The organism is Streptomyces sp. NPDC029836 (assembly GCF_055574495.1).
In genome coordinates, this window is record NZ_JBVHZI010000002.1 from 95,545 (window position 1) to 114,493 (window position 18,949).

20 protein-coding genes are annotated in these 18,949 nt (G+C 70.9%); 5 read left to right on the top strand and 15 right to left on the bottom strand.

Features of this window, described 5'->3' with window-relative positions; translation table 11 throughout:
* Positions 1 to 6: 6 nt before the first annotated feature.
* The 12 genes from ACZ4XJ_RS06210 to ACZ4XJ_RS06265 form a co-directional block, all read right to left on the bottom strand.
* Entirely contained in the window at positions 7 to 540 is a 534-nt protein-coding gene (locus tag ACZ4XJ_RS06210) for a TetR/AcrR family transcriptional regulator (protein WP_362878154.1), read from the bottom strand.
* Positions 540 to 863 carry a DMT family transporter gene (locus ACZ4XJ_RS06215; RefSeq protein ID WP_362878156.1) on the bottom strand — a complete coding sequence of 108 codons (324 nt, stop codon included), beginning with the start codon at positions 861 to 863 and terminating at the stop codon, positions 540 to 542. Before ACZ4XJ_RS06215 ends, ACZ4XJ_RS06210 begins: the two co-directional genes overlap by 1 nt.
* Before the next feature lie 74 nt (positions 864 to 937).
* Complete coding sequence (locus ACZ4XJ_RS06220; protein WP_468495499.1) at positions 938 to 2,353, bottom strand: DUF3616 domain-containing protein; 1,416 nt, start codon at positions 2,351 to 2,353, stop codon at positions 938 to 940.
* A 201-nt stretch (positions 2,354 to 2,554) separates the two neighbouring features.
* The gene (locus tag ACZ4XJ_RS06225) at positions 2,555 to 2,899 is read right to left on the bottom strand and encodes a metal-sulfur cluster assembly factor (protein WP_053681645.1); all 345 of its coding nucleotides are present in this window, start codon (positions 2,897 to 2,899) and stop codon (positions 2,555 to 2,557) included.
* Positions 2,896 to 3,357, bottom strand: coding sequence for a Fe-S cluster assembly sulfur transfer protein SufU (gene sufU / locus ACZ4XJ_RS06230; protein ID WP_362878157.1), 462 nt, complete (start codon positions 3,355 to 3,357; stop codon positions 2,896 to 2,898). The genes ACZ4XJ_RS06225 and sufU overlap by 4 nt, the downstream gene beginning before the upstream one ends.
* 36 nt (positions 3,358 to 3,393) lie before the next feature.
* Positions 3,394 to 4,650: a cysteine desulfurase gene (locus tag ACZ4XJ_RS06235; RefSeq protein WP_362878159.1), complete on the bottom strand. Its 1,257-nt coding sequence runs from the start codon at positions 4,648 to 4,650 to the stop codon at positions 3,394 to 3,396.
* On the bottom strand, positions 4,647 to 5,414 hold the full coding sequence (gene sufC / locus ACZ4XJ_RS06240; RefSeq protein ID WP_362878160.1) for a Fe-S cluster assembly ATPase SufC: 768 nt from the start codon (positions 5,412 to 5,414) through the stop codon (positions 4,647 to 4,649). The genes ACZ4XJ_RS06235 and sufC overlap by 4 nt, the downstream gene beginning before the upstream one ends.
* Before the next feature lie 7 nt (positions 5,415 to 5,421).
* On the bottom strand, positions 5,422 to 5,751 hold the full coding sequence (locus ACZ4XJ_RS06245; RefSeq protein WP_362878162.1) for a bifunctional 3-phenylpropionate/cinnamic acid dioxygenase ferredoxin subunit: 330 nt from the start codon (positions 5,749 to 5,751) through the stop codon (positions 5,422 to 5,424).
* Positions 5,751 to 6,929, bottom strand: a complete 1,179-nt coding sequence (sufD, locus tag ACZ4XJ_RS06250) for a Fe-S cluster assembly protein SufD (protein ID WP_468495500.1) — start codon at positions 6,927 to 6,929, stop codon at positions 5,751 to 5,753. The genes ACZ4XJ_RS06245 and sufD overlap by 1 nt, the downstream gene beginning before the upstream one ends.
* 62 nt (positions 6,930 to 6,991) lie before the next feature.
* Positions 6,992 to 8,407 carry a Fe-S cluster assembly protein SufB gene (gene sufB / locus ACZ4XJ_RS06255; RefSeq protein WP_362878166.1) on the bottom strand — a complete coding sequence of 472 codons (1,416 nt, stop codon included), beginning with the start codon at positions 8,405 to 8,407 and terminating at the stop codon, positions 6,992 to 6,994.
* Positions 8,404 to 9,141 (bottom strand): helix-turn-helix transcriptional regulator, encoded by a 738-nt coding sequence (locus ACZ4XJ_RS06260; RefSeq protein ID WP_468495501.1) that lies wholly within the window; start codon positions 9,139 to 9,141, stop codon positions 8,404 to 8,406. The genes sufB and ACZ4XJ_RS06260 overlap by 4 nt, the downstream gene beginning before the upstream one ends.
* Positions 9,142 to 9,260: 119 nt before the next feature.
* Positions 9,261 to 9,824, bottom strand: coding sequence for a formate/nitrite transporter family protein (locus tag ACZ4XJ_RS06265; RefSeq protein ID WP_468495502.1), 564 nt, complete (start codon positions 9,822 to 9,824; stop codon positions 9,261 to 9,263).
* Positions 9,825 to 9,944: 120 nt separating this feature from the next.
* Between ACZ4XJ_RS06265 and ACZ4XJ_RS06270 the strand changes: the two genes are divergently transcribed.
* The 4 genes from ACZ4XJ_RS06270 (at position 9,945) to ACZ4XJ_RS06285 (ending at position 13,971) form a co-directional block, all read left to right on the top strand.
* Positions 9,945 to 10,868, top strand: coding sequence for an ABC transporter ATP-binding protein (locus tag ACZ4XJ_RS06270; protein WP_362878170.1), 924 nt, complete (start codon positions 9,945 to 9,947; stop codon positions 10,866 to 10,868).
* A 91-nt stretch (positions 10,869 to 10,959) separates the two neighbouring features.
* Positions 10,960 to 11,742, top strand: a complete 783-nt coding sequence (locus ACZ4XJ_RS06275) for an ABC transporter permease (protein WP_362878172.1) — start codon at positions 10,960 to 10,962, stop codon at positions 11,740 to 11,742.
* A 99-nt stretch (positions 11,743 to 11,841) separates the two neighbouring features.
* The gene (locus ACZ4XJ_RS06280) at positions 11,842 to 12,978 is read left to right on the top strand and encodes a hypothetical protein (protein WP_468495503.1); all 1,137 of its coding nucleotides are present in this window, start codon (positions 11,842 to 11,844) and stop codon (positions 12,976 to 12,978) included.
* A gap of 33 nt (positions 12,979 to 13,011) precedes the next feature.
* Positions 13,012 to 13,971, top strand: coding sequence for a COX15/CtaA family protein (locus ACZ4XJ_RS06285; protein WP_362878176.1), 960 nt, complete (start codon positions 13,012 to 13,014; stop codon positions 13,969 to 13,971).
* A gap of 28 nt (positions 13,972 to 13,999) precedes the next feature.
* Here ACZ4XJ_RS06285 and ACZ4XJ_RS06290 read toward each other — a convergent pair whose 3' ends face one another.
* The 3 genes from ACZ4XJ_RS06290 to ACZ4XJ_RS06300 all read right to left on the bottom strand — a co-directional run bounded on the left by ACZ4XJ_RS06290 (position 14,000) and on the right by ACZ4XJ_RS06300 (position 16,526).
* Positions 14,000 to 15,085: an amidohydrolase family protein gene (locus tag ACZ4XJ_RS06290; protein ID WP_468495504.1), complete on the bottom strand. Its 1,086-nt coding sequence runs from the start codon at positions 15,083 to 15,085 to the stop codon at positions 14,000 to 14,002.
* A 109-nt stretch (positions 15,086 to 15,194) separates the two neighbouring features.
* Positions 15,195 to 15,545, bottom strand: a complete 351-nt coding sequence (locus ACZ4XJ_RS06295) for a hypothetical protein (protein ID WP_362878180.1) — start codon at positions 15,543 to 15,545, stop codon at positions 15,195 to 15,197.
* A gap of 39 nt (positions 15,546 to 15,584) precedes the next feature.
* Positions 15,585 to 16,526 carry a heme o synthase gene (locus ACZ4XJ_RS06300; protein WP_362878182.1) on the bottom strand — a complete coding sequence of 314 codons (942 nt, stop codon included), beginning with the start codon at positions 16,524 to 16,526 and terminating at the stop codon, positions 15,585 to 15,587.
* 308 nt (positions 16,527 to 16,834) lie between these two features.
* Here ACZ4XJ_RS06300 and tkt point away from each other — a divergent pair, with 308 nt between their 5' ends.
* Positions 16,835 to 18,925 carry a transketolase gene (gene tkt, locus ACZ4XJ_RS06305; protein ID WP_468495505.1) on the top strand — a complete coding sequence of 697 codons (2,091 nt, stop codon included), beginning with the start codon at positions 16,835 to 16,837 and terminating at the stop codon, positions 18,923 to 18,925.
* The last annotated feature ends 24 nt before the right edge of the window (positions 18,926 to 18,949 follow it).

Consider the following 18,949-nt stretch of genomic DNA (forward strand, 5'->3'; position numbering starts at 1 on the left):
GGGACCTCAGGCCCCGCCCAGCACCCGGGAGAGGACCTCGCGGGCGTACGTCTCGTCGTACGGGACGTCGGTCAGCAGGACCTGGAGGCAGATCCCGTCGAACACCGCCACCAGTGCCCGCGCGGTCACCGGATCGGTGTGTTCCGCCAGGGTGGCCGCGAACGCCTCGCACCACTGCGCCGCGATCGGCCGCAGCACGGGCCGGCGCAGGGCGGCGAGGTAGAGCTCGTACTCCAGCTCCGCCCGCCCCCGGTCGGCCGTGAGCAGCTCGCCGAGCAGGCGGGCGAGCGCGCCCGCGAGGTCCCCGTCCCGTACGTCGGGCACCAGGACGAACCCGGCGTTCGCCTGCCGCAGGGCGGCGACCAACAGGTCGTCCAGGGTCTTGAAGTGATAGGTCGTCGAGCCAAGCGGTACGTCCGCCTCGGCCGCCGCGCTGCGGTGGCTCAGCCCGGCGATGCCCCGGTCCGCCACGACGCGGATCGCGGCGTCGATGATGCGCTGCCGGCGGTCCGGGTCGTAGCGGCGCGTTGCGGTGGGCATCAGTGCGCCGCCCCGCCGAGGTTCAGCAGGACGACGCCGCCGATGATCAGCCCGATCCCGGCGATCTTCGCAGCGGTGGCCGCCTCCCCCATGAACACCATGCCGATCGCGGCGATGGCCGCGGTGCCGACACCCGCCCAGATCGCGTACGCGGTACCCACCGACATGGACTTCAGTGTCTGGGCGAGCAGGGTGAACGCGATGAGGTAACCCAGCACCGTGCCCAGGGAGGGCCACAGCCGGGTGAATCCGTCGCTGTACTTCATGGCGGTGGTGCCGGCCACCTCGGCGGCGATCGCCGCGGCAAGCAGTACGTAGGGCATGCGTACAAGAGTACACATCGATGCGTACGGCCGTACATATGGACACTCGCGCCCGAGCGCGAGGTGGACCCCGGTCAGCGCAGGGTGAACCAGGCGGACCGGGACTTCTTCCACTCCGGGTGGTCCAGGTCCTTGGCCTCGGTCCCGTCCCCGTACAGGTCGGCGGCGCCGCTGTCGGTGATCAGCTGGACGCGGGCGCCGCGCCACCGCAGGTCGGGAACGTTCACCACGGCCTCCCAGCCGCCCGGGTCGCCGGTCGGCAGGTCGGCGCGCTTCTTCGGGGCGTGGCCCGCGATCCCGTCCCACTGGTAGAGGGCGTACGGGTCGGAGTTGTCGTCGGCCGCCCAGGAACCGGCCAGGATCAGGTACTGGTCGGCGGCGTTCTTGCGGATGTCGCGCACCGCGAGCCCGCCCAGGTCCATCTCGATCGGCCGGCCGAACACGGCCTCGGCGCCCTCCGCCACGACCTTGTCGATGTTGGTGACGGGCACGACCAGTGCCTTGCCGCCGGGTACCGCCGGGGCCAGCGGCGCCCGGAAGCCAAGGTAGGCGGTGGTCCTGGAGCCCGGGGCGAACTCCAGCCCCTCGACGTTGAACCCGTCGATCTGCTTGGGCACCTCACCGGCGGCCGTCCCGGCGGCGAAGCCGTAGCGGTTGCCGTTCGCCGCGTCCCAGGCGACCAGGTCCTCGCGCAGGCCCTTGTGGGCGGCGCGGAAGGTGATCTCGGTCGCCGCGCCGGAACCCGTGATCCGGGTGGTGAACACCGTGTTCCGTTCGGCCTTGTACTTGCCGTCCTTGTTGTTGCCGAGCGAGCCCGTCCAGTAGACGGTGTCTCCGACCCGGGCGGCGCCCTCGATGTCGGCCTCCTTCTTCCAGCCCAGGGCCGGGCCGAGGTCCCAGCTCTTCACGGGCCCGCCCGAGCGGGCGCGGTCGTACAGCCGCAGCACGTTGGACTCGTCGTCGGCGACCAGGGCGTGCCCGCCGCCCACGTCCACCGCCGCCGAGGCGTCCGAGGAGCCGGTGAGGTAGCGGGTGCCGGCCGCGTCCGCGGTCCGCGCCGAGGCGGCGTAGGAGAGGGTCGCGGTGGCGGTCTTCCCGCCGCGCCCGGTGACCTCCAGGGTCAGGTCGGTGTAGCCCTGTCCCCGGGCGCTCACCGTGAGCCGGCGCTCGCCGTTCCGCTCGCGCACCTGCCGTACGTCGCCGACGCGCGCGACGGCCGGGTTGCTGGAGGAGACGACCCGCAGCCGCAGGAAGCCGGCCGGGATGCCCTGCTGCTCCACGTCCACCGTGACGGCCGGGTCGCCGAAGGCGCCCACCGCGCCGCTCAGGTGCGTCGCGGACAGCGCGATCGTCGGGGCGGCCCAATCCCGCGCGGGCCCGCTCGCGGCGTGCGCGGACGCGGGCGCGGTGAGCCCGGCGAGGAGCAGGGCCGCGGCGCCGGCGGCTCCGGCGGTACCCCGGCGGCGTCCCGGTGCAAGGCGAAGGGTCACAGGTGTTCCTCTCGTGTGCGGCGTCACCGAGTGACGGCCGTCGAGAAGGTTCGGCGACTGCGGCGAACTCCCGGTGCACGGCGCCCGTCCGCCCGGAGAACGCTGCCCCGGAGAACGTCGCCCCGCCCGCGGGCCCCCCGCCCGGAGAACAGGAAGGACCCCCGGCACGACCGTGCCGGGGGCCCCTCCGGTGTCCGTCGCTCAGACGTTGAAGCCGAGCGCGCGCAGCTGCTCACGGCCGTCGTCCGTGATCTTGTCCGGGCCCCACGGCGGCATCCAGACCCAGTTGATGCGGAGCTCGTTGACGATGCCCTCCGTCGCCGACTTCGCCTGGTCCTCGATGACGTCGGTCAGCGGGCAGGCCGCCGAGGTCAACGTCATGTCGAGGGTCGCGATGTTCGCGTCGTCGACGTGGATGCCGTAGATCAGGCCCAGGTTGACGACGTCGATGCCCAGCTCGGGGTCGACCACGTCGTAGAGGGCCTCACGGACCTCTTCCTCGCTGGCCGGCTTGATCGACGCCTCGGGCGTCGCGTTCTCGGTCATGCCGTCTTCCTCTCCGCGTCGCCCAGTGCCTGGGCGGTCGCGTCCTTCCACGCCATCCAGCTCAGCAGAGCACACTTCACGCGCGCCGGATACTTGGAGACGCCGACGAACGCGACCGCGTCCTCCAGCACCTCCTCCATGGCCTCGTCGGGCTCGATCTGGCCCTTGGACTGCATCAGCTCCAGGAACACGGCCTGGATCTTCTGCGCGTCCGCCAGCTCCTTGCCGACGAGCAGCTCGTTCAGTACGGAGGCGCTCGCCTGGCTGATGGAACAGCCCTGGCCCTCGTAGGAGACGTCGGTGAGCGTCTGCCCGTCGTACTTCACGCGCAGCGTGATCTCGTCCCCACACGTCGGATTGACGTGGTGCACCTCGGCGTCGCCGTCGCGCAGGCCACGCCCGTGCGGGTGCTTGTAGTGGTCCAGGATCAGTTCCTGGTACATCGAATCCAGCTTCACAGCGTCCTCGTCAGCCTCTTGTCGTCCGACTCGTCGTCATCCGAAGAAGTTCCGTACGTGCTCCAGCCCGTCGATCAGCGCGTCGACCTCGGCGGGAGAGGAGTACAGGTAGAAAGACGCCCGCGTCGTCGCGGGAATTCCGTACCGCAGGCAGACCGGACGCGCGCAGTGGTGTCCCACGCGGACGGCGATGCCCTGCTCGTCGAGCACCTGGCCGACGTCGTGCGGGTGGATGTCCCCGAGCGTGAAGGAGATCGCGGCGCCGCGGTCCTCGGCCGTGGTGGGGCCGATGATCCGCAGGTCGGGCACCTCCAGGAGGCGCTTGACCGCGTACTCCGTGATCGCGTGCTCGTGCGCGGCGATCTTGTCCATGCCGATCGCGGTCAGGTAGTCCACGGCCGCACCGAGGCCGACGGCCTGGGCGATCGGGGGCGTACCCGCCTCGAACTTGTGGGGCGCCGGGGCGTACGTCGACGAGTGCATCGACACGGTCTCGATCATCTCGCCGCCACCGAGGAACGGGGGCAGGTCCTCCAGCAGCTCCTGGCGGCCCCACAGGACGCCGATGCCGGTCGGGCCGCACATCTTGTGGCCGGTGAAGGCGACGAAGTCGGCGCCGAGGGCCTGCACGTCCAGCGGCATGTGCGGAGCGGCCTGCGAGGCGTCGATCAGCACCAGCGCGCCGACCTCCTGCGCGCGCCGGACGATCGCGTCGACCGGGTTGACCGTGCCCATGATGTTGGAGACCAGCGTGAAGGAGACGATCTTCGTCTTCTCCGTGATGACCTCTTCGATGTTGGACAGGTCGAGCCGGCCGTCGTCGGTGAGGCCGAACCACTTCAGCTTCGCGCCGGTGCGCTGCGAGAGCAGCTGCCACGGGACGATGTTGGAGTGGTGCTCCATCTCCGTGATGGCGATCTCGGTGTCCTGGTCGACCCGGTAGGGCTCGTCGGCCCAGCCGAGCATGTTCGCGACGAGGTTGAGCGACTCCGAGGCGTTCTTGGTGAAGATCACCTCGTTGCGGCTCGGTGCGTTGATGAAGGCGGCGACCTTGTCGCGAGCGCCCTCGTACAGCGCCGTGGCCTCCTCGGCGAGCACGTGCACGCCGCGGTGGACGTTGGCGTTGTGCTGCTCGTAGTACTCGTTCAGCGCGTCGAGCACCTGGCGCGGCTTCTGCGAAGTCGCCGCGTTGTCCAGGTAAACGATCTTCTTCCCATCGTGGACCACACGATCCAGAAGGGGGAAGTCCTTGCGGATCGCCTCGATGTCGAGGAGGCCAGGCAGCTGTGTCACGCGGTCGCGCCACCCTTCGTGCTGTACGACTCGTAGCCTTCGGCCTCCAGCTTGTCGGCGAGCTCGGCGCCGCCGGACTCGACGATGCGGCCCTCGGAGAAGACGTGGACGAAGTCGGGCTTGATGTAGCGGAGGATCCGCGTGTAGTGCGTGATCAGCAGGGTGCCGACCTCGCCCGTGTCGCGGACGCGGTTGACGCCCTCGGAGACCTGGCGCAGGGCGTCGACGTCGAGGCCGGAGTCGGTCTCGTCGAGGATCGCGATCTTCGGCTTCAGGAGCTCCAGCTGGAGGATCTCGTGGCGCTTCTTCTCGCCGCCGGAGAAGCCCTCGTTGACGTTGCGCTCGGCGAAGGCCGGGTCCATCTGGAGCTGCTCCATCGCGGACTTGACCTCCTTCACCCAGGTACGCAGCTTCGGCGCCTCGCCGCGGATGGCGGTGGCCGAGGTGCGCAGGAAGTTGGAGACCGAGACGCCGGGGATCTCGACCGGGTACTGCATGGCGAGGAAGACGCCGGCGCGGGCGCGCTCGTCGACGGACATCTCCAGGACGTCTTCGCCGTCGAGGGTCACGGTGCCACTGGTGATCGTGTACTTCGGGTGGCCCGCGAGCGCGTACGCGAGGGTGGACTTGCCGGAGCCGTTCGGACCCATGATGGCGTGCGTCTCACCCTGCTTGATGGTGAGGTTGACGCCCTTGAGGATCTCGCGGGCGGCGTTCTCGGCCTCGACGGAGACGTGCAGGTCGTGGATTTCAAGCGTTGCCATGGATACCTCAGGACTCCTGGGTGAGGGAGGCGCGTACGTCGACAAGGACGTTGCCCCCTTCGATCTTTACGGGGTATACGGGTACGGGGCGCGTCGCGGGCAGACCGGACGGCTTTCCGGTGCGCAGGTCGAAGGCCGACCCGTGCAACCAGCACTCGATCATGCAGTCCTCGACCTCGCCCTCCGAGAGCGAGACGTTCGCGTGCGAGCAGATGTCGTTGATCGCGAACACCTCGCCCCCGGTGGAGACGATGGACACCGGCGTGCCGTCGAGCTCGACCCGCTTGGGGGCGTCCTCTTCCAGCTCGCTCAGCGCACAGGCCTTGACGTAGGTCATCAGACGGACGCCTGCAGCTCGGTTTCGATCTTCGCGAGCAGGCGCTCCTCGATGTCGGGGACACCGATCTGCTGGACGAGCTCGCCGAAGAAGCCGCGCACGACCAGGCGGCGGGCCGTGTCGGCCGGGATGCCGCGGGACTGGAGGTAGAAGAGCTGCTCGTCGTCGAAGCGGCCGGTCGCGGAGGCGTGGCCGGCGCCGACGATCTCGCCGGTCTCGATCTCCAGGTTCGGCACCGAGTCGACCCGCGCGCCGTCCGTCAGGACGAGGTTGCGGTTCATCTCGTAGGTGTCGGTGCCCTCGGCGGTCTTCTCGATGAGCACGTCACCGATCCAGACCGCGTGGGCGTCCTGACCCTGGAGCGCACCCTTGTAGACGACGTTCGACTTGCAGTGCGGGGCCTTGTGGTCGACCAGGAGGCGGTGCTCCTGGTGCTGACCGGCGTCCGTGAAGTACAGGCCGAAGAGCTCGGCCTCGCCGCCGGGGCCCGCGTAGTTCACGCGGGGGTGCAGGCGGACGAGGTCGCCGCCGAAGGTGACCACGATCGACTTGAACGTCGCTTCGCGGCCGATCAGCGCGTTGTGCTGGGAGACGTGGACGGCGGTGTCGTCCCAGTCCTGCACCGATACGACGGTCAGCTTCGCGCCGTCGCCGACGAGGAAGTCGACGTTGGCGGCGCGCACGCCGTCACCGGTGTGGTCGATGACGATGACGGCCTCGGCGAAGGCCTGGACGTCGAACACGGTGTGGCCGAAGGTGGTGCCGCCCTCGCCGTGCAGCGAAACGCGCACGGGCTCGGTGAGCACCAGCTCCTTGGGCACGGTGACGACCGTGGCCTTGGCGAAGGACGAGAACGCCTGGGCGGCGACCCGGTCCACGGGGGCGCCGGCCTTGCCGATGCGGGCGTCGCCACGCTCGACGGATTCGATCGTGACGCCCTCGGGCGCGTCGATCTGTGCCTTCATGGTGCCGTTGGCGACCGCGGTGCCGTCGTGCAGGCCCTTGAGGCGGGCGAGCGGGGTGAACCGCCACTCCTCCTCGCGGCCGTGCGGAACCGGGAAGTCGGCCACGTCGAAGGACGGGGGCGCGCTCATCCGGGTGGCGACGGTGGACTCGGCGGCCACCGCGATCGCGCCGGCGGTGGTGGAACCGGCCGGAATGTTCTGAGCCTCAGCCATGGCTGTCTTCGTGCTCTCTTTCCTACGTCAAAGAATGTCTGCGGGCGGTCGGGCGGTCGGGACTAACCGACCGACCCCTCCATCTGCAGCTCGATAAGCCGGTTCAGCTCCAGGGCGTACTCCATCGGCAGCTCGCGCGCGATCGGCTCGACGAAGCCGCGCACGATCATGGCCATGGCCTCGAACTCGGTCAGACCGCGGCTCATCAGGTAGAAGAGCTGGTCGTCGGAGACCTTGGAGACGGTCGCCTCGTGGCCCATCGACACGTCGTCCTCGCGGACGTCCACGTACGGGTACGTGTCCGAGCGGGAGATGGTGTCGACCAGCAGCGCGTCGCAGAGCACGTTCGACTTGGAGCCGTGGGCGCCCTCGCCGATCTCCACCAGACCTCGGTAGGAGGTACGGCCACCGCCGCGCGCCACCGACTTGGAGACGATGTTGGAGGAGGTGTACGGCGCCATGTGGACCATCTTGGAGCCGGCGTCCTGGTGCTGGCCCTCGCCCGCGAAGGCGATGGACAGGGTCTCGCCCTTGGCGTGCTCGCCCATCAGGTAGACCGCCGGGTACTTCATGGTGACCTTGGAACCGATGTTGCCGTCGACCCACTCCATGGTCGCGCCCTCGTACGCCACGGCGCGCTTGGTGACCAGGTTGTAGACGTTGTTCGACCAGTTCTGGATCGTCGTGTAGCGGCAGCGGCCGCCCTTCTTCACGATGATCTCGACCACGGCGCTGTGCAGCGAGTCCGAGGAGTAGATCGGGGCGGTGCAGCCCTCGACGTAGTGGACGTAGGCGTCCTCGTCGACGATGATCAGCGTCCGCTCGAACTGGCCCATGTTCTCCGTGTTGATACGGAAGTAGGCCTGGAGCGGAATGTCGACCTTCACGCCCTTGGGGACGTAGATGAAGGAGCCGCCGGACCACACCGCGGTGTTCAGCGACGCGAATTTGTTGTCGCCGACCGGGATGACCGTGCCGAAGTACTCCTGGAAGAGCTCCGGGTGCTCCTTGAGCGCGGTGTCCGTGTCGAGGAAGATGACGCCCTGCTCCTCCAGGTCCTCGCGGATCTGGTGGTAGACGACCTCGGACTCGTACTGGGCCGCGACACCCGCGACGAGGCGCTGCTTCTCGGCCTCGGGGATGCCGAGCTTGTCGTACGTGTTCTTGATGTCCTCGGGCAGGTCCTCCCAGGAAGCGGCCTGCTTCTCGGTGGAACGCACGAAGTACTTGATGTTGTCGAAGTCGATGCCCGAGAGGTCGGAACCCCAGTTGGGCATGGGCTTCTTGCCGAACAGCTTGAGGCCCTTGAGGCGGAGGTTCAGCATCCACTCCGGCTCGGACTTCTTCGCCGAGATGTCTCGGACGACGTCCTCGGACAGGCCCCGCTTGGCAGCGGCGCCGGCCGCGTCGGAGTCGGCCCAGCCGTATTCGTAGGTGCCCAGGCCATCGAGCTCAGGGTGAGCAGTCTCCGTGGTCATGCGGGGTTCCTCCCGGCCGTACTTGAAGATACTGATGTGTCGGTCTGTGTGGCGCTTCGCGGAATGAACGTCGTGCACACCCCGTCGCCGTGGGCGATCGTGGCGAGGCGCTGCACATGCGTCCCGAGCAGGCGGGAGAAGACCTCGGTCTCCGCCTCGCAGAGCTGCGGGAACTGCTCGGCAACGTGTGCGACCGGGCAGTGGTGCTGACAGAGCTGTTCACCGCTGTGCGGACCGGGAGCGCTCTTCGCCGTAGCAGCGTACCCGTCCCCGGTCAACGCCTTGGCGAGGGCCTCGGCGCGGTCCGCGGGGGCGGCCGCCTCGACGGCTTCCCGGTAGGGCTCCGCCTGCGCCTCCATCCGCGCCCTGGCGAAGGCGGCGACGGCCGCCTCCCCCGGCTCCCCGCCGCCGGCGGCCCGCGCGATCCAGCGCAGGGCGTCCGCGGCGAGCGCGTCGTAGGACTGGTCGAAGGCGTCGCGGCCGCAGTCGGTGAGCGCGAAGACCTTGGCGGGTCGACCCCGGGTGCGCGCACCGTACACACGCTGCTCACGGGGTTCGACCACGTCGTCGGCGACGAGCGCGTCGAGGTGGCGTCGCACGGCGGCCTGGGTGAGGCCCAGACGCTGGGCGAGGTCGGCGACGGTGGACGGACCGTGGTCCAGGATGGAGCGCGCGACCCGGTTGCGGGTTGACCGCTCCCCGGTCACGAGTTCCCCCTGGGGGGTCTCGATCATCCGTTCGCCGTATTTCACAACGCCATTGTTGCGTAATTAACCGAGCGACGACAAGCCGTGATGGACGCCACTCCTGGTGGCATCCATCACTAAGGGTTACCTAATTTCTCTACGGAGAGTTAATCGGACCCCAGGGATCCGCGCTCTCGGTGAGCACCACCGGTGAACCAATAAACGGCTCCCACCAGCAAGCCTCCGCCCACGATGTTCCCCGGAACGGTGAACATCAGGTTCCGGAGAAGCTCACCGAAACCGACTGGGCCATCCAGGATCGCCAAGCTGAAAAGAGCCGTGTTCGCGACGCAGTGTTCGAATCCGACGGCCACGAAAACGGCCACGGGCAGCCACAGGACGAAGATCTTCGCCGCGTCCCCGCGGGCCCGGGTGAACATCCAGATCGCCAGGCAGACGAGCATGTTGCAGAGCACCGCGCGCCAGAACAGCTGACCCCCGCCCAGTTCCGTCTTCGCGTGGACCATCCCGGTCAGCATCGCCCGCGCGGACGGCGAGGACGTCACCCCGGAGGCGTGCACCATCGCCCCGAACGCGAACGCGCCGGCGAGGTTCCCCGCCAGCGACAGCCCCCAGGACGCGCACAGGTCCCGCGGCGGATGTCCCAGGTCGTGGGCCTTGTGCGCGGCCTGCCCGGAGGTGGCCTCGACGTTCTGAGCGATGCTGTTCACCACTCAACGCCAGGGCGCCGGCCCGCCCCCGAGCGCCCGAAAAGGTCACCGACCGCAGGGCCCCCGACCCCGGCGCCCCCAGGACCGAGGACCCGGCCGCGCTCCGTAGACTCGACCCCCATGAGCAACGACCCCGCCGTGGAGATCCGCGGACTGGTGAAGCGGTACGGCCCCAAAACAGCGGTGGACGGCCTGGACCTCACCGTTCCCGGCGCCTCGGTCACCGCGGTCCTCGGCCCCAACGGCGCGGGCAAGACGACGACCGTGGAGACCTGCGAGGGCTACGTCCGCCCCGACGCGGGCACCGTCCGCGTCCTCGGCCTCGACCCCGTCACCCGCGCGGAGGCCCTGCGCCCCCGGATCGGCGTCATGCTCCAGTCCGGCGGGGTCTACTCCGGCGCCCGCGCCGTCGAGATGCTCCGCCACGTGTCCCGGCTGTACGCGCACCCCCTCGACGTCGACGTCCTGGTCGAGCGCCTCGGCCTCGGCGGCTGCGGCCGCACCCCCTACCGGCGCCTGTCCGGAGGCCAGCAGCAGCGCCTCGCGCTCGCGATGGCCGTGGTGGGCCGCCCCGAGCTGGTCTTCCTGGACGAGCCGACCGCCGGCCTCGACCCCCAGGCCCGCCGCGCGACCTGGGAACTCGTACGGGAACTGCGGGCCGACGGGGTCACCGTCGTCCTCACCACCCACCACATGGACGAGGCCGAGCAGCTCGCCGACGAGGTCGCCATCGTGGACGCGGGCCGGGTCATCGCCCACGGCAGCCCCGAACAGCTGTGCCGGGGCGGCGCCGAGAACACCCTGCGCTTCACCGGCCGCCCCTCCCTCGACCTGGCCTCGCTGCTCAAGGCCCTGCCCGACGGCACCCGGGCCGCCGAGCTGACGGCCGGCTCCTACCGGGTCACCGGCGACGTGGACCCCCAGCTGCTGGCCACCGTCGCCTCCTGGTGCGCCCAGCACGGGGTGATGCCGAGCAGCCTCTCGGTGGAACGGCACACCCTCGAAGACGTCTTCCTGGAACTGACCGGCAAGGAGCTGCGCTGATGACCCCGATCGACACGGATCCCCGCCGGGGGTCCGGGGGTCGCCCCCCGGGACAGCACGGCCTGGAACCGACCGGCAAGGAGCCGCGTTCATGAGCGTCGGTACGTTCACCCCCCGGCCGGGAGCCGCGCCGGTGTCCCGGATGATCCTGGCGCAGACCGCGCTGGAGACCCGGATGCTGCTGCGCAACGGCGAACAGCTGCTGCTCACCGTGATCATCCCGGCGCTGTTGCTGACCCTCTTCTCCTCGGTGGACATCATCACTGTGCCCATTCGAGGGGGCGGCGCCGAGAAGTCCGTCGACTTCCTGGCCCCCGGCATCCTCGCCCTCGCCGTGATGTCCACCGCCTTCACCGGCCAGGCCATCGCCACCGGCTTCGACCGCCGCTACGGGATCCTCAAGCGGCTCGGCGCCTCCCCGCTGCCCCGCTGGGCCCTGATGGCCGCCAAGACCCTGTCGGTGCTGGTCACCGAGGTGCTCCAGATCGCGCTGCTGACGGTGATCGCCTTCGCCCTGGGCTGGTCCCCGCACGGCAACCCGCTCGCGGTGGCCGCCCTGGTCCTGCTGGGCACGGCCGCCTTCTCCGGCCTCGGCCTGCTGATGGCCGGCACCCTCAAGGCCGAGGCGACGCTGGCCGCCGCGAACCTGGTGTTCCTGCTGCTGCTCGTCGGCGGCGGCGTGATCGTCCCGCTCGACAAGTTCCCCGGAGCCGTCCAGTCCGTCCTCGAACTGCTCCCCATCTCCGCCCTCTCCGACGGGCTGCGCGAGGTGCTCCAGCACGGGGCCGCGCTGCCCTGGACGGATGCCGCGGTGCTGGCCGGCTGGGCCGTCCTCGGTCTCGGCGCGGCCGCCCGCACCTTCCGCTGGGAGTGAATCCCTTCCCCTGGACGTTGGCCTGGCAGGAGGATGAGCGCCTCCACACATCAGCGACGCACGGCGGGGCGACGCACGACCAGGATGCCGGGGGCGGGCATGGCGCAGCGGGAAGCCGTTCTGCGGCTGGACGAACAGTGGGCGCGGATCCGGTCCGGCGCCGCGCAGGCGGACCCCGCCGAGAGCGAGCGGCTGCTGGGCGAACTCATCGGCGCGCTCCGCGAGCCCGCCCGGACGGACGCCGAGTGCGCCGCCCGGCTCGGGCTGCGCCTCGGTGACCTCGCCGCGCGCCGCTTCGCGGCCGGCGACCGGGCCGGGGCCCTGGCCGCCATCGAGGAGGGGCTGCACCACGGACAGCAGGCCGCCGAACACGCGCCGGAGTACGCCCGGTGGTACGCCCGGGGTCTGATCAACCAGGGCGTCTGGCTGGCCTGGCCGCTGAGCGACGCGGACCGCCTGCCGCGCCACCCGCTCGGCACCGGCTCCGAGTACGGCCCCAGCGCGATGGAACGGGCGGCCGGCGAACGCGCCCGCGACCTGACCCGGGCCGCCGTCGAGGTGTGGGCCGGCCTCGACCAGCACGACCCGGTCAACCGTCGGGGGCTCGCCCAGGCCAAGGTCTTCCTCGGCGACCGGCTCGCCGAGCTGGGCTTCGCCGCGGACGCGGTCGCCTGGGCGGTGGACGCCGAGGCCGGGTTCCGCAGCCTGCTGCTCGCCGCGCCCGGCCCGGAGGAGACGCAGGAGGCCGAGGAGGCCCTGGACCACGTCGGGCGGCAACTGGAACTGCGGCTGCGTTTCCTCGCCTTCGACTCCCTCGCCGGGCTGCGCGCCGACGGGCTGCTGCCCGAACGGCTGTTGCCGCAGGCCGTGGTGGCCGCCCGGATCCAGGGGGTGCCCGCCCCCGAGATCGCCGCCCGGCTGGGGCTGGAGGCCGACCAGGTCTCCACGATGCTGGAGGTCACGCCTTGGCGGGCCGTGTGGCGCGTCGACGTGCGCGGCGCCGACGGACTGTGGAACGTACAGGGACATCCCTGGCGCGACGGGGCAGACGTGCGCAATCGGACGGCGGAGGACGTAGCGGGTGAACTGGTCCGCGGCTTCCGGGAGTCGCCGGACTACCCCGGCGACAGCGGCCTCTGGTGCGTGCGCGTGTGGTGGCACGCCGAGGGCGACCCGGCCGGCGCCCGGTTCCGCCTGGTCGTCGGCCCGGACGCGACGGCACCCACCCCCTCGTGAAACTTTGCACAAGGCGCGGCCTACGATAGGTCCGTGCTCAATCCCTTCGCCTACCTCGCCGCCCGCTGGACCCCCTCACCCCGGATCGTCCAGCGAGCCGCGCTCGCCGCCCTCGTCATGACCGTCGTCATCGTCATCACCGGCGGGGCGGTGCGGCTGACCGGATCCGGTCTCGGCTGCGACACCTGGCCCAAGTGCACCGACGACAGCCTGATCACCACTCAGGCCCAGGGCATCCACGGCGCCATCGAGTTCGGCAACCGGATGCTGACCTACGTGGTCAGCGCCGCCGTCGGCTGGTGCATCCTGGCCGCCCGGTGCGCCAAGCCGTGGCGCCGGTCCCTGACCAAGCTCGGCTGGGCCCAGTTCTGGGTCGTGTGCGGCAACGCCGTGCTCGGCGGGATCACCGTCCACACCAAGCTCAACCCGTGGAGCGTGGCCGGGCACTTCCTGCTCGCCACCGCGCTGATCACCGTGACGACGCTCACCTGGCAGCGCGCCCGCGAGGGTGACGGCGCCCCCAAGCCCCGGGTGCCCGCTCCGGTGCGCGGGCTCTCCTGGGTCCTGGTCACCACCACGTTCGTCCTGATCGCCGCGGGCACCGTGGTGACCGGGTCCGGTCCGCACGCCGGCGACAGCAGCGAGGTCCCGCGCATGCCGTTCGACTGGGCCACCACCGCCCACGTCCACGCCATCGCCGCCTGGCTGGTCTGCGCGCTCGCCGTCGCGATGTGGCTGGTGCTGCGCGTCGTGGACGCCCCCACCGACACCCGGGCCCGGGCCCGCGACCTGCTGGTCGTGCTGCTCGCCCAGGGCGCCATCGGCTACGTGCAGTTCTTCACGGAGCTGCCCGAGGTGCTCGTCGCCGCCCACATGTTCGGCTCCTGTCTGGTGTGGATCGCGGTCCTGCGGGTGGCCCTCTCCCTGCGCGAGCGCCCCGCCGTCCACACGGAGGTCCCCGTTCAGGGCGACCCGCGGCTCTCGACCGTCTGACGGTTCCCGGTGCGGCGGGCGGGGCGGTTCAGCCCCGCTCGTCCAACCGGTAGACCCGCCGGGCGTTGCCCGCCGCGAGCATCCCCGCGACCCGGTCCGCGTCCCGCCTCGACCAGGACCCGTCGGCGGCCCAGCCGCCCAGGACCCGGCCCAACGCCTCGCGGAACACCAGGGCGCCCACCGCGTGCAGCTCGGGAAGCTCTCGACCCCCGCTGGAGAACAGCAACTTCCCGAACGGCGCGAGTTCCAGCAGCTCCGCCAGTACGGCCGCCGTCCGGGCCCCCGTACGCGCCGGGCCCGGGCCGAGGTCGACGTACACGTGCGGATGGGCCGCCGCGAGCCGGGCCGCCTGCCGGTGGTGCGGGTAGCTGCCCAGCAGGACCAGCCGCGTACCCGGCCCCGCGGCGGCCCGGACGAACCCGGTCAGCGGCTCCGGAGCGGCTCCACCGACGTGCAGTTGCAGCGGCAGCCCCGAAGCGACCGCGCTCCACAGCAGGTGCCGCAGCAGGACCGGATCCCGTACGGCGCCGCCCCTGCGCCGGTCGGCGAGCCACCGCCCGGCCGCCCCGCGCACCTCACCGGGGCCCGGCGGCTCGGCCTCGCCGGCGGCCGCGACCGCGGCGGCCCCGCAGCCGAAGGCGACGGCGCCCGCGGCGGCGTGGTGGACGGCCCCGGACAGGTTGGCCAGGAAGGCGGCCACGGTCCCCGAGGTGTCGGCGACCTGCTGGGCCAGTAACTCCAGCCGGACCACCTCGTAGGTCGGCGCGTCCCCGGCCAGGGCCAGCTCCTTGGGGCCGGTGAGGTCGCCCGGCAGGCCCGTGTCCACGAGGTACGCCCCGACGCCCGCCCCCCGCAGCAGCCTGCGCCCGGCCTCGGCGACGCCCAGCTCCCGGCGCCGCGCCAGGTAGCGGGCGGGCGCGCAGTGCGGTTCGAGCCCCAGCAGTGGCGGACACCAGCGGCGCACCGCGAAGCCGGTCTGGGTGTCGAAGAGGGTGGTGCCCGCGGCGGGCGGGCCGGCCGACGGGACCAGTGCGGCCTCGAAGGTGCCGAGGCCCAGCTCCGTACGGAGCACCCCGTGGCAGTACTGGTCCACCAAGGGCGGCGTTTCGATCATCCGGGCATCCCGTTGCGGACGTGAGGAAGCGGCTTCCACACGTCCTAACGGGTGAGCGGGGCATGAGGTGTTGCCCCGGGCGCATTTTCGCGGTGCGCCGCCGCGCCGGTCAGGCCTTCGGGTTGGCGGGGCCGCCGAGCTGGAGGCCGGCCATCCGGGACCACTCGTACGGGCCCGTCCGCACCCGGGCGGCCAGCTCCCCGTCGAACTCGTCCGCGAAGGTCAGGCCGGACTTCTCCGCCGCCAGCCGGGCCACCTCGTAGGTCGGGGCGACGAGGTCGCCCCAGCCGCCGTCGGTGCCCACCAGGACGATCCGGGTGCCGGCCTGGCCGATGTGCGCGAGCTGGCCCTCGGCGCCGCCGTGCTCCTTGGCGAACGCGCCGATCTGACGGGCCAGCTTCGCCGCCGTACGGTCCTGCTTCTTGTCTACGGTGTCTGCGGTGTCCGCGGTCTCTGCCATGCAGGGCATGCTACCGGCGGGTAACGGGCGGAGGAAGCGTCAGCGGAGGAAGGGATCCACGGCCACGGCGACGAACAGGAGCGAGACGTAGGTGATCGACCAGTGGAACAGCCGCATCTCCTTGAGCTTCGCGCCCGTCAGCCCGGACTTGGCCCGGGCGTGCAGCGCGTGCGCCTCCCACAGCCACCAGCCGCCGGCCAGCAGCGCGACCGTCGTGTAGAACCAGCCGGTGTAGTCCAGCGGGGTCAGCAGGAGCGAGACGCCCACCATGACCCAGCTGTAGAGGACGATCTGGCGGGCGACCACCTGGTTGCCGGCCACGACCGGCAGCATCGGCACGCCGACCCGGGCGTAGTCGTCCTTCACCTTCATCGACAGCGGCCAGTAGTGCGGCGGCGTCCAGAAGAAGATGACCAGGAAGAGGATGATCGCGGCCCAGGAGACCTCGTTCTTCACCGCCGACCAGCCGATGAGCACCGGCATGCAGCCGGCGATCCCGCCCCACACGATGTTCTGCGAGGTGCGCCGCTTCAACAGCATCGTGTAGACGACGACGTAGAAGAGGAGCGCGCCCAGCGCGAGGGCGGCCGACAGCCAGTTGATGAGGAGACCGAAGAACAGGGTGGAGATCACCCCGAGGGAGATGCCGAAGACCAGGCACTCGCGCGGGCTCACCATGCCGGTCACCAGCGGCCGCTGCGACGTGCGGTCCATCAGCGCGTCGATGTCACGGTCGATGTACATGTTCAGCGCGTTCGCGCCGCCCGCGGACAGGTAACCGCCGAAGCAGGTCGCGAGGACCAGCCACAACGACGGCACACCCTGTTCCGCGAGGAACATGACCGGCACCGTCGTGATGAGCAGCAGCTCGATGATCCGCGGCTTCGTCAGTGCCACGAATGCCATGGCCCGGGCCCCGAACGGCCGGTGACCGGGGCTCGTCCCGAGCACCCCCGCTGGACGGGATTCGACGGCCGTCACGCACACCCCTGAGAGAGAATCCAGCAAGCTCCGACTCGGCCCCTCCATGACATGAAGGTCCGGTAAAGGCTTGCGCGTACCACGCCACTCTAGACGTTGCTCTTGCGTCGCCCCGCGCGGGGGTCGCCTCGTGTTGAGCCGATCGGACCGGGGTAGGCGAGATCCCGGATGAACAGCGGACGCCGACCCGGCGACGCACTACCGGCACTCGAATAGCCGCACGCCCTGGCGGGGGTAGGCTCGGAATCGCGCCGGTGGCACCGTTCGTCACCGGGAAAACAACATGTGGAGAGGAGCCCTGACCAACGGTGAGCACCAAGCCGACCACCACAGAGCTCGAGTGGACCGAACTGGACCAGCGGGCCGTCGACACCGCCCGCATCCTGGCCGCCGACGCGGTCCAGAAGGTCGGGAACGGCCACCCCGGTACCGCGATGAGCCTGGCTCCCGCCGCGTACACCCTGTTCCAGAAGGTCATGCGGCACGACCCTGCTGACCCCCAGTGGGTCGGTCGTGACCGCTTCGTGCTCTCCGCGGGGCACTCGTCCCTGACCCTCTACACCCAGCTCTACCTCGGTGGCTTCGGCCTGGAGCTGGACGACCTCAAGGCGTTCCGCACCTGGGGTTCCAAGACCCCCGGTCACCCGGAGTACGGCCACACGGCGGCCGTCGAGACCACCACCGGTCCGCTGGGCCAGGGCATCGCGAACGCGGTGGGCATGGCCATGGCCGCCCGCTACGAGCGCGGTCTGTTCGACCCGGAGGCCCCGGCGGGCACCTCCCCGTTCGACCACATGGTCTACGCGATCGCGGGCGACGGCTGCCTCCAGGAGGGCATCTCCCACGAGGCGTCGGCCCTGGCCGGACACCAGAAGCTCGGCAACCTGGTGCTGCTCTGGGACGACAACCACATCTCCATCGAGGGCGACACGGAGACGGCCGTCTCCGAGGACACCCTCAAGCGGTACGAGGCCTACGGCTGGCACGTCCAGCGCGTCGCCGCGCAGGAGAACGGCGACCTGGACCCCAAGGCGCTGTACGCCGCCTTCGAGGCCGCCAAGGCCGAGAAGGACCGCCCCTCCTTCATCGCCGCCCGCTCGATCATCGCCTGGCCGGCCCCGCACGCCCAGGGCACCGAGGCCGCGCACGGCTCGGCGCTCGGCAACGACGAGGTCGCCGCGACCAAGCGCGTGCTCGGCTTCGACCCGGAGCGGACCTTCGAGGTCTCCGACGAGGTCATCGCCCACACCCGCGCGCTCGGCGAGCGCGGCCGTGAGGCCCGCGCCGCCTGGGAGAAGGACTTCTCCGCCTGGCGCACCGCCAACCCGGAGCGCGCCGCGTCCTTCGACCGCATCGAGGCCAACGAGCTGCCCGCGGGCTGGGAGGACAAGCTCCCCGCCTTCGAGCCCGGCAAGGGCGTCGCCACCCGCGCCGCCTCCGGCAAGGTCCTCGAAGCGCTCGGCGCGGTCATCCCGGAGCTGTGGGGCGGCTCGGCCGACCTGGCCGGCTCCAACAACACGACCATCGACAAGAACTCCTCGTTCCTGCCGGTGGGCAACCCGCTGCCGGAGGCCGACCCGTACGGCCGCACCATCCACTTCGGCATCCGCGAGCACGCCATGGCCGCGGCCATGAACGGCATCGCCCTGCACGGCCACACCCGCGTCTACGGCGGCACCTTCCTGGTGTTCTCCGACTACATGCGCAACGCGGTCCGGCTGTCCGCGCTGATGCACCTGCCCGTGACGTACGTCTGGACGCACGACTCGATCGGCCTCGGCGAGGACGGTCCGACCCACCAGCCGGTCGAACACGTCGCCGCGCTGCGCGCCATCCCGGGCCTGAACGTGGTCCGTCCGGCCGACGCGAACGAGACCGCCATCGCCTGGCGCCAGATCCTCAAGCGTCACACCAAGGTGTACGGCAAGGGCGCCCCGCACGGCCTCGCCCTCACCCGCCAGGGTGTACCGACGTACCCGGCGAACGAGGACACGGCCAAGGGCGGCTACGTCCTCTTCGAGGCCGAGGGCGGCCCCGCGCAGGTGCTGCTGATCGGCACCGGCTCCGAGGTCCAGCTCGCCGTCGCCGCGCGCGAGGCGCTGCAGGCCGAGGGCATCCCGACCCGGGTCGTCTCGATGCCGTGCGTCGAGTGGTTCGAGGAGCAGGACCAGGAGTACAAGGACAGCGTCCTGACCCCGTCCGTCAAGGCGCGAGTGGCAGTCGAGGCGGGCATCGGCCTGACCTGGCACCGTTACGTCGGCGACGCGGGCCGGATCGTGTCGCTGGAGCACTTCGGTGCCTCGGCCGACGGAGCCCTCCTGTTCCGCGAGTTCGGCCTGACCGCCGAGGCCGTGACCGCCGCCGCCAAGGACTCCCTCAACGCCGCCGACGCGCGCTGAAACCGGTACGAGAACCAGTAGGAG